The following is a 13,362-nucleotide window of genomic DNA, read 5'->3' on the forward strand; positions in this document are numbered from 1 at the left end:
CAGGATCGCGGCATGAGTTGGACCGAGCTGCTCCCGGAGCAGGGCAGGGAGCCGGCGGGCCTGCTGGATCCCGCGTCACCCGCGTCGTGGAGCGGGTCCGAGGGGCAGCCACCACCATCGCACCGGGCTGCCTGGCAGGCTGCCCGGACCGCCTGGGCGAGCTGGCGTGCACCGGCTGTGTTGCGAGAGCGGCCAGCCGAGTTTCGCCGCATGGCCGCTCTCGGGATGCACGCGACCGCCGTCGCCGACTGCGACCGCACTCCCGACGAGGGCCCCGCCGGTCTGATGCCGTTCCTCATCGCCGACGACATCCGCTGGACCCGCTCGGATCTGGCGTGGGCGCTGCGCCCCGCCGACGACTACCTCTACTTCGACGGCGCCGGCTACCTCCTGCCCGGCTACATGGCGGTGTCGCTGACGGCCGCCGAACTGACGGGTTTCGCCCCGGCCCTGCGTGCCGTGCTCGACGATTTCATCGACGAGCGGGACACACCACGCCATGTCCGGCGGCAGTTGGCCGAGCTCTACGGCACCGCGATAGGCCGGGCCACCGGCACGTTGCCACTCGACCTCCTGCCGTGGTCCTGCGATTTCGGCGATCTGGCCCGCCGCAAACTGGCCGCCGACCTGGACAGCCCACCCGTCACCGCTCTGCTGCGCCACGCCACGTCGCTGACGAGGGCGACACCGACGAAGACCTGGTTGCGAGAGGCGGCGACGTTCCCCGGCAGGTGGCCGATCCAGGCGGTGCTGGAGTGCTTCTCCGGCTGGTCCGGCTACGTCTGGTTCGGCACCGACGAGCTGCTGCGGGGTCTGGTGTGGATGCTGTCGCAGGACCGTTCCGAGACGGCCACCGACCTGCTGGCCGAGACCGCCCTGGCAGCGAGCGGCGCCGCGCCGGGGGCACCGGGTTCCCCGTTCGCCCCGTTGACCGCCTCCGCCGCGGTGGAGGCCCTAGCGGCCCGCCCAGGCGACCGACCAGCCGAAACGCTGTCCCACCTGTCTCGCACAGTCCGCAACCGGGCCCTGCTGAGCCGTGTCGGAAAGGTCCGCCGCCTCCGAAAGGGATGACTCAGCGCACCCGTTTTCCCCGGACGATGACGGCTTGGGGTGCGCCGAGCTGATCGAGATCGGTTCGTGGATCCTCCTCGAACACCACCGCGTCAGCGGGCCCGCCCTCCACCAGGCCGGGCAGTCCGAGGTAGGAGCGGGCGGACCAGGAGGCCGCGGCGAGCGCCTGATGCGGCGAGACGCCTGCCGCCACCAGCGCGCGGACCTCCTCGGCGATGCCGCCGTGCGGCCGGGAGTCCGTGCCGGCCAGGACGACGACCCCGGCCTCGACCGCGGCAGCGGTGAGCCGGGCGTGCGCGCTTGCACCGTGCACATACCAGCTTTTCCGTGCACGCTCCGGATCGGCGACGATCTTCGCCAGCGAAGCGGTGATCACCGACAAGGTCGGGGTGAGCGCGATGCCCTGCTCCGCCATGCGCGGCAACAGGTCCAGATCCAGGCCCATGCCGTGCTCCACGGAGTCCACGCCCGCCGCGACGGCGACCGAGCCTCCCGCCGCCTGCTGAGAGTGAACCGCGAGGCGCCCGCCGACCGCATGCACCCGGTCGACAGCCTCACGAAGCACCTCGACCGGCATCACATCATCGTCCGGCAGCCAGTCGATCACCACCTTGGCCCACCCGGTACGGGCGGCCTGCTCGGCCGCAATGATCGGCAGCTCTGCCAGCTCCGGGCGCACGCCCCATCCCGGCATGAACTGTCCATGCTGAGCGATCCACGGTCCGGCATGGAAGGCGCGCGGGTTGTCGTCGGCCTGGCCGAACCAGTCGGGAGGATCGCCGGCAAGACCGGGCGCACGGATGAGCGTGACACCGGCGTTCAGGTGCGCGCGAAGGTCCTCTTCCAGGACGGCCACATCGAGTGGCTGACCCGGCGTCTCGGCTCCAGGGTGGGTGTGCGCGTCAACCAGCCCGGGCAGGATCCAGCCCTCGGCTACGAGCTCCGCACCGGGCACCGGATCAAGGGTCCACCGGTCACCGTCGGCATAAAGATCAATCGGCTCGCCCTCGGGAAGAGCGAAACCGCGGACCCGCAAGACCGTCATCACGCCACCCCCGTGCCGCTCCACTCGGATCGTCAGCATGACACCTCATCGGCCCGCTGCTCCGAGCGGCACCGATGGGCAGCCGGCCTGCCCGGCAGGTGGGGACACGCGTGCTGGCACTGATCCTCGCCGATCTCGGTCCTCCGGAGACGGACGCATTCGTCAACGCCGTCCATGGTGAACGAAAAGTCTCTACGTAGCAGCCGGGCTTTCGGCCGAGGTGAGGTCGAGGTGGTAGCGGACAAAATGTGAAAGCACTTCGTGTGGTTGTTGGGTTATTCGCGCGTTTGCGGGCGATGTGGACACGATTATCCGTGGTGATTCTTGATTTGCTCTCGCTCCTTGGAGCTGGTCGACGGTTCGGCTCTGAGCTGGCATTTTCGATTTTTGATCTTGTTGTGTGCGGGTTTCGGGTCGGGGTGGCCGAGAGGGCTTGATCAATTGGTTGTTGTTGGGGTTGATGTTCTAGATTCGTTTTGCTGTTCGTCATTCTCGGTGGGTCGTCGTTGGGGGTGGGTGGGTGGTCACCGGCATCGTGGTCGACGGTTCTGGCTGGGAGTTGCAGGCCGATGGTGAGCGGGTCGGCTCGCGGCGGGTGCTGTCGGAGGCGGACGAGACCTTCCTGGCCGATGTCGGTGTGCGGTATGTGCGGGCGGTTCAGGCCGGGGCTGCTGACGAGGTGCTTCTCGGGTTGGGCCGGCAGTTGTGGTCGTGGCTGGATGGTGACTCGGGCGGGTTGTCGCGGTTGTTGGAGTTGGTGCCGGGGCAGGTGACGTTCGAGGTGCGGGGGCCACGGTCGCCGTCGGGTCGGGTGTGGGCGTTGTTGCGGGCGCCGTTGGAGTTGCTGGCGCGTCCTGACGGCGGGTTCCTGGCTGCGGATGCGGTGGTCCGGTTCGTGGTGGTGCGCCGACTCGGTGCGCCGTCGGCGGTAGCGGCGGGTGCGGATGGGTTCCGGTTGGGGCTGGCGTTCATGGCGTCGTCGCCGCGGGGTCAGCACGAGCTGGATTTCGAGGCGGAGGAGGCCGCGATCCTGTCGGCGGTGGATGACGCCCGGGTGGATCTGCTGGTGGAGGACACGGGTAATCCGGGCCAGTTGGGTCGGCGTTTGGCTGATGTGGGTGGGCTGCCGGTGTTGCACCTGTCGTGTCATGGCGTCAACAGTTGGCGGCCCCGGTCGGGTGGTCCTGGTGTGCCGGTGTTGATGATGGAGGACGAGTTCGGCGATGGTCTGCCGACCACGGCTGCTGATCTGGTCCGGTTGTTGCCGGTGCTGCCTCGGTTGTTGTTCGTGTCGGCGTGTTTGACCGCGACTGCGGCGAATGCGGAGGGTGTGTTGCCGGCGGGTGAGGGTCGGCGGGCCGTCGCGGGTGAGGCGGGGGTGATGGTGGCGCATTCGATGGCGACGTCGTTGGTTGCGGCGGGGGTTCCGGCGGTGCTGGGCTGGGATGGTTCGGTCGATGATCGGGCGGCGACGGTGTTCGCTCGGCAGTTGTATGCGCAGTTGGGTAACCGGGTGGATCTGGCGTCCGCGGTCGGTGACGCCCGCCGCAGCCTGCTCGAATCCGCCGACGAGACGATCCGGTCGGATTGGCACCTGGCGCGATTGTGGCTCGGCCCGGCCGGCGGCGGCCCCGTGGTCGGCGGCACCAGGCGCCGTTCGCGGGTGTCGGCGGTGGCCGGAACCAAGGCGTTCCTGGACGGTAAGAAACACGTGCCCGTGGCGGCGCCGCAGATGTTCGTCGGGCGCCGGCCGGAGCTGCAGCGGGCGCTACGCGCCCTGAGCTCAGGTGATAGGGCGGGGGTGTTGTTGCACGGGCAGGGCCGGTTGGGTAAGTCGAGTCTGGCGGCGCGGATTGCTGACCGGCGGCCGGATTTGGCGTTGGCGGTGGTGTTCGGTGACTACACCGCCGCCGCGATCGTGGATGCGATCGCTGACGCGGTCCGCACCGACCCTGCCGCCCGCGCCCTGGTCGATTCGCGCCGTAGTGAGGTGCGTGATCGGCCGGAGTCGTTGGAGACCCTGCTGATCGACTTGTTGTCCGGCCCGTGTGCGAGCAGTGAGGCGGGCCGTCGTCCGTTGCTGCTGGTGATTGATGATCTCGAGCAGGTGCTGGTCGCCAGTCCGGACGGCCCGCACCGGGTCGCTCCGGCGGTCGCGCCGGTGCTGGCTGCGGTGCTGCGGGCGTTCGATCCGGCGGATACGGACAGCCGGTTGTTGGCGACCAGCCGTTTCCAGTTCACTCTGGATTCCCTGCCGGACCGCCTGGAGCAGATTGCGTTGCGGCCGTTGTCGGTGGTCGCGCAACGCAAACTCCTGAGTCGGCAGCGGGCGTTGGTGTCGTCGCAGCGGCGGGCCGAGCGGGACGGGCTGGCGGGTCGGGCGGTGGCGGTCAGCCGGGGCAATCCGGGGTTGCAGGACCTGATCGGCTCTCGGATGGTGTATGGGGAGCAGGTCGACCTGGCCCGCGCCGAGTCCGCCGTCGCCGGTATGGAGTCCTACCTTGAGCAGGGCGATCTGCCGTCGGAGACTGAGATCCGGGCTTTCCTTGAAAGGCTGGCCCTCGACGAACTCCTCGATCAGGCCGGCCCGTCTCATCGGGCACTGCTGCGTGATCTGACCTTGTTCGACCTGCCGCTACCCGAGGCGGTCGTGGCAGTGCTGGCCGAGCGCAGCGGGGGATCACCGGCCCGTCTGATCGGGTTGGGTCTGCTCGACGTGTATCCCGCTGGTTTTGATTCGCAGCGTCGTGCGGTGGCCGCCAACGCTCTGGCCGCCGGCCGGATCAACCCGCTGACCGATGCTGAGGCCGTCGACCTGGCCAGCGTGGTGGTCGGTCCCTTGTTCGCCGCGTGGGGCGGCACCGAACTCGGCGACCGCCGCAGCTACGACATGGATTTGCAGCTGACCCGCCTCGCCTTGCACGCCGACGACCCGGATGTCACCGCTGCCTGCGCCGCCGACGCCGTCCACGCGCTGCGGTCCGGGCCGGCCGTCAACGCGTTCCGCCTCGGCCATGAGGCCATCGGCCTGCTGGACCGTCATTACCGGCCGGTCCCGGCAATTCTGCTGCGGCGGGTCGCCGCCGCGGCCAAGACCAGCGGCGACGGCGATGCCGCCCACGAACTGTTCACCCGCGCCGTCGACCGTGCCCACGCCGACGGCGCCGAACTCGCCGACCCCCTTGAGCAGGCCCGGGCGGTCGCTGAACACGCTCGCAACCTGATCGACCGCGGTGAGCCGGACCAGGCCGAACAACTCCTGCATCAAGCCCACCTACTGTTCACCGATGCCGGCTCCGAACAGGAGGCCACCGTCTGCCAAGGCGCCCTCGCTGACATCCTGTTCCAGCGTGGTGACTACGACGAAGCCTTGCGCGTCCGACGCGAGGTCCAGCTACCGGTCTACGAGCGGCTCGGCGATACTCGCGAGGCGGCGGTCACCTGGGGCAAGATCGCCGACATCCTGTACCAGCGTGGTGACTACGATGAGGTCCTGCGCATCCGACGCGAGGTCCAACTGCCAGCCTACGAGCGGCTCGGCAACACCCGATCGACCGCGATCACCTGGGGCAAGATCGCCGACATCCTGTACCAGCGTGGTGACTACGATGAGGCTCTGCGCATCCACCAGGAGAAGGCACTGCCGGTCTACCAGCGGCTCGGCGATACTCGCGAGGCGGCGATCACCTGGGGCAAGATCGCCGACATCCTGTACCAGCGTGGTGACTACGATGAGGCTCTGCGCATCCGACGCGAGGTCCAACTGCCAGCCTATGAGCGGCTCGGCGAAGCCCGATCAGCGGCGATCGCCTGGGGCGATATCGCCGACCTCCTCTACCGGCGCGGTGACTATGATGAGGCCCTGCGCATCCACCGCGAGGAAGCGCTGCCGGTCTACGAGCGGCTCGGCGACACCCGCGAGGAAGCGATCACCTGGGGGAGTATCGCCGACATCCTTTTCCAGCGCGGTGATTATGACGAGGCATTCCGCATTCGACGCGAGGTCGAGCTGCCGGTCTACGAGCGGCTCGGTGACACCCGATCGGCGGCGGTCACCTGGGGCGATATCGCCGATATCCACTACCAGCGCGGCGACTACGACGAGGCCGCTGACCTTCAGCTCAAACGGCTGAAGGTCAACGAGACTATGGGTGACCTCGACGGTATCGCATCGGCCAAATGGGCACTCGCTCAGATCGAACTCGCTCGAGAAGACTACAACGCCGTATTCCCGCTGCTCGTCGACTCCTTTCGCCTCTTCCGACAACTCCAGCGCCCAGACGGCATCGCCACCGTCGGCGACATACTCGGACAGATTCTACTCGCGGCAAAACAACGTGAGGAAGCCGTCACCGTCCTGACGATCAGCCGTGCCGCCGCCGACAAAATCGGTGCAACGGCACTATCCGCACACCTCGGAGAGCTGATTGAAAGAGCGACCGAATAGCGGCAGGAACGCACATCTGCCAGCTATGTCGCGATTCTTCACGGGCACCCTTCTCGGCCGGGTGCATTCCCGCTGGCAGGAGGGGATCGCTGGCGCGGTCGCGAGTTGGCTGGTCAAAATGTGGCCGAGATTCTTGTGGCGGCAGTGAACGGTGCCCGAGAGTGATCGCATCGACGCAGGTGATTCTGCCGATTCGCCGGGGGTGGGGGCTGCGCCATCGTCAGGGTTCCGTCCCCCGACGAGAAGTGAGCACTCCCATGCCGAACAGATTCGTCCGCGGACTGCTGGCGACCCTGGTCACCACCGTGACCGCGGTCGCCGCCGGCCCCGGCAGCGCGCAGGCGGCACCCGGCGGCTCCGGCCCGTTCCCCGCCGACTACGAGACCACCCTGCGCCTCTACGACCACACCATCTACCGCCCGGACACCATCCCCACCGGGCTGACCCTGCCGATCGTGGTCTGGGGCAACGGCGCCTGCCGAGCCGACGGCACCTGGTTCCAGAACATCCTGAGGGAGTTCGCCTCCCACGGTTTCCTGGTGATCGCGAACGGGCGCCCGGGCGGCACCGGCAGCACCGACGCGGACATGCTGACCGAGGCGATCGACTGGGCCGTCGCCGAGAACACCCGGGCGGGCAGTAGGTATCGGGGCCGCATCGACACCGGCAAGGTGGCGGTGATGGGCCAGTCGTGTGGCGGCCTCGAAGCCTTGGAGGCGAGCGCCGACGCCCGCGTCGACACGACGGTGTTCTGGAACAGCGGCCTGCTCTCCGATCGGGAGAACGTCCGTCTGGCACGGCTGCACGGCCCGGTCGCCTACCTGACCGGCGGGCCGGACGACATCGCGTACCCGAACGCGGTCGACGACTACTCCCGCCTGCCCGCCGCCCTTCCCGCGTTCCTCGGCCACCTGCCGGTCGGCCATTACGGGACGTTCTCCCAGACCAACGGCGGGGAGTACGGCCGGGTCGGCACCGCCTGGCTGAAATGGCAGCTCAAGGGTGACCAGACGAGCCGGGCCCTGTTCGCCGGACCGTCCTGCGGGCTCTGCACCACCGCCCCGTGGACGGTGACCAGCAGGAACCTCTCCTGATCACCAGCTGTGCATGGTGCCGTCCTGGAGGCGGTTCACCGGGAGGGCGGCCGGGCGGTACGGGTACCGCGCGGCCAGTTCCTCGTCGATGTCCACGCCGAGGCCCGGTGCCTCGGACGGGTGCAGATATCCGTCGGCGAAGTGGTACCCGTGCGGGAAGACGGCATCGGTGGCCTCGGTGTGGCGCATGTACTCCTGCAGGCCGAAGTTGGGAATGGCCAGGTCCAGGTGCAGTGCCGCGGCCATACAGACCGGTGACAGATCGGTGGCGCCGTGCGAGCCGCTGCGTACGTGATAGAGGTTGGCCAGGTCGAAGATGCGGCGCAGGTGGCTGATCCCGCCGGCGTGCACGACCGTCGCGCGGATGTAGTCGATGAGCTGCTCGGTGATCAGCTGCTGGCAGTCCCAGATGGTGTTGAAGACCTCCCCGACGGCGATCGGGGTGGTGGTGTGCTGCCGGATGAGACGGAACCCTTCCTGGAGCTCGGCCGGAACCGGGTCCTCGATCCACGTCAGGTTGTAGGGTTCCACACTCTTGCCGAGCCGGGCCGCCTCGATCGGGGTGAGCCGGTGGTGCACGTCGTGCAGCAGTTTGAGGGTGGGGCCGAACTCGTCACGGACCCGCGCGAACACCTCGGGCACGTGGTCCAGGTAGTGGGCGGTGGACCAGGTGTTCTCGGTCGGCAACGCGGAGTCGGCCGGCTCGTAGAAGAGCCGGTCCTTCGACACCCCGTAGGTGCTGGCCAGCCCGGGCACGCCGGTCTGCACCCGGACCGCCTGGTAGCCGAGATCGACATATGTCGCCACCTCGGTCAGCACGTCCTCCACCGTGTCGGCGTTGGCGTGGCCGTAGACGGTGACGCCCTCCCGCGAGCGCCCACCGAGCAGCTGGTAGACGGGCAGCCCGGCGACCTTGCCCTTGATGTCCCAGAGGGCGGTGTCGACGGCGGCGATCGCTGACATGGTCACCGGCCCGCGCCGCCAGTAGGCGCCCCGGTACAGGTACTGCCAGGTGTCCTCGATCCGGGAGGCGTCCCGCCCGATCAGCGCGGGCACCACGTGCTCCTGCAGGTAGGCGGCAACGGCCAGCTCCCGCCCGTTGAGTGTCGCGTCGCCGACCCCGTACACCCCCGACGATGTCACGATCTTGAGAGTGACGAAGTTGCGGTCGGGGCAGGTCACGATCACCCGGGCGTCGGCGATTTTCACTAGGGTCCTCCTGAGGCGGGTGCCGGGGGATTCGACTTTATCGATCTCGATCGGCCCGGCCAACCATTCACGAGTGCTCATGCGTTGGACAGGTGTGGACAGCGATTTCGCCGCCTTCGTCGAGGCACGACAGCACCGGCTGCTGCGCTCGGCGTACTTGGTCTGCGGGGACCATCATCTCGCCGAGGATCTGCTCCAGGGCGCCCTGGTCAAACTCGCGCTGCGCTGGGCCAAGGTGCGCGAGGGCGACCCGGAGGCGTTCCTGCGCACCGTGATGTACCGGGACGCTGTCTCGTGGTGGCGCCGGTTCCGGCGTGAGCAGCTCAGCGACGCGCCGCCCGAGCGTCCGGCCGGCGACGACGACGTGCCCAGCCGGGTGGTCTTCGAGGCGGCACTGCGGCGGCTGCCACCACGACAGCGGGCGGTGCTGGTGCTGCGTTACTTCGACGACCTGACCGAGGCCCGCACCGCGGAGATCCTCGGCGTCACGGTCGGCACGGTGAAGAGCCAGGCGAGTGCGGCTCTGCGGAAACTGCGGGAGCTCGCGCCGGAGCTCGGCGAGATGGTCGAGAGGGGACGGAAATGACGGCCGACCGGCTCACGGAGCTCTTCGAGGAGACGGCCGCGGATGTCGCGGCCCCAGCCCTGGCGGCCACCGCATGGGCTACCGCCCGGCGGGTGCGCCGCCGTCGTCAGGTGCTTGCCTCGGTGGCCGCGTTCGCCGCCGTGGTCGCGGCCACGGTGCCGCTGCGTGACCGCGGCGACCACATCGACCCCGCCCCACCGGCACCGTCGGTGTCACCGGTCACACCCGGTGTCGACGTGATGCCGGAGAAGCCGGCCACGAAGTCCCTGGCCCCGTTGCCCGCCACCTTCGCGATCCCGGCCGACGTCCGGAAACTCTCCGAGCATCCGGTGGACCGGGCCGTCGCGGTGGTCCAGCACCACACATGGGAGCAGCTGGATCAGTCGATGCGGCCGCTGTATGTGATCGATGTGATGGGGCAGTGGACCGTGGTGGATGTGGGCGACCTCACCCGTACCCGTGATGAGAGTGGAAATGAGGCGGACCCGTTGCGCTCGACCGCGCTCTCGCCGGACGGGCGTCGCGTCGCCGTGCCGCAGCCGGAGGCGCTCGTGGTGATCGATCTGCCCGCCGGAAAGGCGCACCGGATTCCGTTGCCCGGCCTGAACGAGCAGGTCATGTGGTCCGGCGACGCCACCGTCTTCGTCGGGCAGGGGTCGGTCGGGGTGACCCGGGTCGACTGGGCCACCGGGACCGTCTCCGCCGAGCCGGCCGCGATGAATGCCTGGATCGGCGGCGGAAGCCGCGACGCTGCCGCCGACATCGCGGAGTTCGTCGTGGCCGGTCTCGATCGGAAGGTCCGGGTGTGGCGGCCGGGCGACGCCACACCGGTGCGTGAGGTCCCCGTCGACCTCACGGTGGTCCGGCCGGAGGGCTACGGCATCAATCAGTGGTACGGCGCAGCCGTGCCCGATGGAGCCGGACGCATCGCGGCCGCCGCGTGGGGAGACCATGTGCCACCCAGCGGCCCCGGGAACTACGGCGGCGTGCAGATGCTGACCGTCGTCGACAGCACCACCGGTCGCGTCGACCGTCTGCTCGACCTCGGTGCGGGCCGTTCGAAGGTCTGCTGCGACATCCTCGACTGGCTCGACGACCGGACCGTGCTGGCGCATACGGACAAGGAGGGCCTGATCACCTGGGACATCAGGACCGGCGAGATCACCAGGATCACCGCCGGCCCGATCGGCGTCACGCTCTCCGTCCGGCTCGGCTGACGCGAGGACCGCCGGAGAGGTCCCGGCGGATGCCGAGCCTGGCCGGGGAGGGTCCGGCGGATGCCGAGCCTGGCCTGTGACGGTCCGGCGGATGCCGAGCCTGGCCGGAGAGGGTCCAGCGGATGCCGAGCCTGGCCCGTGACGGTCCGGCGGATGCTGGGGATGGCCTGGCTGAGCTACTTGTGGTTGACGCCGTGCATGAGCGCGAGGATCGCCCGGTTGAGTGGCACCGGCACGTTGTGCTGCTCGCCGAGGCGGACCACGGCTCCGGTGATCAGCTCGTGCTCGGTGGCGCGGCCGGCCAGCCGGTCGTAGAGCATCGACGTGCCGTCGTCGCCGGCGAAGCCGTCGTAGATGTCGAGCGTGTGCTCGATGTCGTCGTCGCAGAGCCGGGCGCCGGCGGCGCGGCCCACCGCGATCGCCTCGTCGAGCAGGGCGCGGGTCAGCTCGCGGACCGCCGGCTCGTGCTGGATCACCGACATCCGCTTCATGGTCAGCGACGTCACCGGGTTGGCGCCGACGTTGGTGAGCAGCTTGCGCCACGCGGCGGTGGAGAAGTCGGCGACCCGCTCGACGTGCAGCCACGAGCCGTCCAGCAGGGCGGCGAACCGCTCGGCCGGATCCGCCGAGCTGGCACTGGCCCGGCCGGTGACCGGCGGCCGGGACTCGTCGAAGTCGGAACGCGTGGTCGGGGCCAGGCCGGCCGGGCCGGGAACGGTGATCCGCGCGCCCATCCGGTGCAGCACATGGCCGGGGCCGAGCGACTCGGCGGCGACGTAGACGAGAGCCGGCATGACCCGCGTGCCGCGCGGCACCAGCGGCCCGATCCGCTCGGCGTGGTCGACGCCGTTCTGCAGCACCACGACCGTCGTGTTCGGCCCGATCAGCGGCCCGAACCAGGCGGCCGCCCCGGCGGCGTCCTGTGCCTTGGTGGCCAGCAGCACCCAGTCGACCTCGGTCGCCTCGGACGGGTCGACCAGCACCGGCACGTCGATCTCGCGCACGCTGTCGGTCCGCTCGATGACCAGACGGTCGAGCGGCCGCCGTGCGCAGACGACGACGTCGTGCCCGGCGTCGACCGCGGCTGCCGCAACCACCGTGCCGACGGCGCCGGCTCCGATCACCGCGACGCGGGTTCGTCTTGTGGACATGCACCAGCCTCCCGAAGTAACTGAGAAGGTTTTCTCACTTCCCAGTCTGCGGGAGATCCTTTTCGTCGTTGTTACGGCCCCGGAAATCCGCGGTGATCCCGGCCACTCCTAAGATCACCGCATGGGGAGCAGGCCGCAGCGCGGTGACGCGCGGATGCGGCGGGCGGCTCTGCTGGCCGCCGTGGGGGAGTTGCTGGCCGAGCGCGGCCCGGCGTTCTCGCTGACCGAGGCGGCCGGGCTGGCCGGCATCTCGGCGGCCACCGCCTACCGGAACTTCTCCGACACGGCGAGCGCGATCGACGCCTTCTACGCCGAGCTGAGCGGCGAACTGCTGGAGACCTTCGACCGGCTGCCGGCCTCCGCCGACCCGATCGCCGACATCCGTGCGGCCTGCCGTGAGTGGGTGGGCCAGGCATCTCGGTGGGGTGCGGCGGCCGTGCACGTCCGCTCACCGCGCGGCGTCCTGGCCCGGCGCGAGGACTCGTTCGTCGGCGGCCTCTACGAACGGCTCGGCGGCCTGGTCGGTCGGGCGGTCGACAGCGGCGCGGCGCCGCGGCAGGATGTCCGTTTCGCCGTCCTGATGTGGGTCACCATCTTCGACGAACGCGTCGTCGTGGACCTGACCCACACCCTCGGCTGGACCCCGCAGCAGGTCACCGATCACCTCACCGGCGCGCTGCTGCGGGTCCTGGCCGTGCCGGCGGTCAGCTGACCGCGGCGACCGCCGCGAGGACGGTCTCGGCGACGGCGTCCGGCTGTGAGACCGGCAGGGCGTGCCCGGCGCCCGGGATCTCCCGCTGGACCCGGCCTCCGGCCCGATCGGCCATCCATCGCATGGCCTCGGCGGGGATGTTGCGGTCCGCGTCGCCCCAGACGAAGAAGCCGGGGAGGGTACGCCATACCGGCGCACCCTCCACCGGGTCGACGGTGAGGCCCTCGGTGAGTGCGGCCTCGGTGACCGGCCGCTGGGTGACCGCCATCAGCGCCGCCGTGTCCGGGTCGACGTCGGCCGCGAACTGCTGCGGGAACTTCTCCGCCTCGATCGACAGTTCGACCCCGCCACCGGTGAGGGTGCGCGGGACCACGGCGCCTCCGAGGGTGCTGCCCTCGAATTTGCCGGACAGCTGCAGCGCGCTCTCCCCGGCGTCCGGGGTGAACGCCGCCACGTAGACCAGTGCCTTGACCGCCTCGACGCCGGCCGCCGCCTGCGTGATGACCTGACCGCCGTAGGAGTGACCGACGAGGATCACCGGCCGGCCCAGCGACGCGACGACGTCGCGCACGTAGGCGGCGTCACCGGACAGGCTGCGCAGCGGGTTCGCCACGGCCAGCGCGGTGACCCCGGCCGCGGCCAGGCGCTGGACGACGCCGTTCCAGCCGGCCGACTCGGCGAACGCGCCGTGCACCAGGACGACCACCGGTTTCTCCGACATGAGTACCTCCCGTGTGTGTTTCGACGATCCCGGAACTTACGGAGGTCTTGTGGGCGGTCAGTGACAAACGAGTGCATCGGTCCGGGGCCGGTGAGCTATCGTTGCCGAC

10 protein-coding genes are annotated in these 13,362 nt (G+C 69.7%); 6 read left to right on the forward strand and 4 right to left on the reverse strand.

The window, feature by feature from the left end:
- The first annotated feature begins 12 nt into the window (after positions 1 to 12).
- The gene (locus ACFO0C_RS42950) at positions 13 to 1,071 is read left to right on the forward strand and encodes a hypothetical protein (protein WP_378072608.1); all 1,059 of its coding nucleotides are present in this window, start codon (positions 13 to 15) and stop codon (positions 1,069 to 1,071) included.
- A 1-nt stretch (position 1,072) separates the two neighbouring features.
- Here ACFO0C_RS42950 and ACFO0C_RS42955 read toward each other — a convergent pair whose 3' ends face one another.
- On the reverse strand, positions 1,073 to 2,026 hold the full coding sequence (locus ACFO0C_RS42955; protein ID WP_378072609.1) for an amidohydrolase family protein: 954 nt from the start codon (positions 2,024 to 2,026) through the stop codon (positions 1,073 to 1,075).
- 610 nt (positions 2,027 to 2,636) lie between these two features.
- Here ACFO0C_RS42955 and ACFO0C_RS42960 point away from each other — a divergent pair.
- Positions 2,637 to 6,563 carry a tetratricopeptide repeat protein gene (locus ACFO0C_RS42960; protein ID WP_378072610.1) on the forward strand — a complete coding sequence of 1,309 codons (3,927 nt, stop codon included), beginning with the start codon at positions 2,637 to 2,639 and terminating at the stop codon, positions 6,561 to 6,563.
- A 257-nt stretch (positions 6,564 to 6,820) separates the two neighbouring features.
- Positions 6,821 to 7,657: a dienelactone hydrolase family protein gene (locus tag ACFO0C_RS42965; RefSeq protein ID WP_378072611.1), complete on the forward strand. Its 837-nt coding sequence runs from the start codon at positions 6,821 to 6,823 to the stop codon at positions 7,655 to 7,657.
- Here the strand turns inward: ACFO0C_RS42965 and manD are convergent, their stop codons facing one another.
- Positions 7,658 to 8,866 carry a D-mannonate dehydratase ManD gene (gene manD, locus ACFO0C_RS42970; protein WP_378072612.1) on the reverse strand — a complete coding sequence of 403 codons (1,209 nt, stop codon included), beginning with the start codon at positions 8,864 to 8,866 and terminating at the stop codon, positions 7,658 to 7,660. It lies immediately after the preceding gene.
- A gap of 79 nt (positions 8,867 to 8,945) precedes the next feature.
- Here manD and ACFO0C_RS42975 point away from each other — a divergent pair, with 79 nt between their 5' ends.
- Positions 8,946 to 9,452, forward strand: a complete 507-nt coding sequence (locus tag ACFO0C_RS42975) for a SigE family RNA polymerase sigma factor (protein ID WP_378072613.1) — start codon at positions 8,946 to 8,948, stop codon at positions 9,450 to 9,452.
- Positions 9,449 to 10,669 (forward strand): hypothetical protein, encoded by a 1,221-nt coding sequence (locus ACFO0C_RS42980; protein ID WP_378072614.1) that lies wholly within the window; start codon positions 9,449 to 9,451, stop codon positions 10,667 to 10,669. The genes ACFO0C_RS42975 and ACFO0C_RS42980 overlap by 4 nt, the downstream gene beginning before the upstream one ends.
- A 176-nt stretch (positions 10,670 to 10,845) precedes the next feature.
- On the opposite strand, the gene ACFO0C_RS42985 is transcribed toward ACFO0C_RS42980, so the two are convergent.
- Positions 10,846 to 11,820 (reverse strand): 2-dehydropantoate 2-reductase, encoded by a 975-nt coding sequence (locus tag ACFO0C_RS42985; RefSeq protein WP_378072615.1) that lies wholly within the window; start codon positions 11,818 to 11,820, stop codon positions 10,846 to 10,848.
- 121 nt (positions 11,821 to 11,941) lie between these two features.
- Between ACFO0C_RS42985 and ACFO0C_RS42990 the strand changes: the two genes are divergently transcribed.
- Positions 11,942 to 12,532 (forward strand): TetR/AcrR family transcriptional regulator, encoded by a 591-nt coding sequence (locus ACFO0C_RS42990; protein ID WP_378072616.1) that lies wholly within the window; start codon positions 11,942 to 11,944, stop codon positions 12,530 to 12,532.
- Here ACFO0C_RS42990 and ACFO0C_RS42995 read toward each other — a convergent pair.
- Entirely contained in the window at positions 12,525 to 13,253 is a 729-nt protein-coding gene (locus ACFO0C_RS42995; protein ID WP_378072617.1) for an alpha/beta fold hydrolase, read from the reverse strand. The two genes, ACFO0C_RS42990 and ACFO0C_RS42995, sit on opposite strands and share 8 nt — an antisense overlap.
- Positions 13,254 to 13,362 lie beyond the last annotated feature (109 nt).

Origin of the sequence: Actinoplanes subglobosus (genome assembly GCF_042650585.1) — a bacterium.
GTDB lineage: Bacteria > Actinomycetota > Actinomycetes > Mycobacteriales > Micromonosporaceae > Actinoplanes > Actinoplanes subglobosus.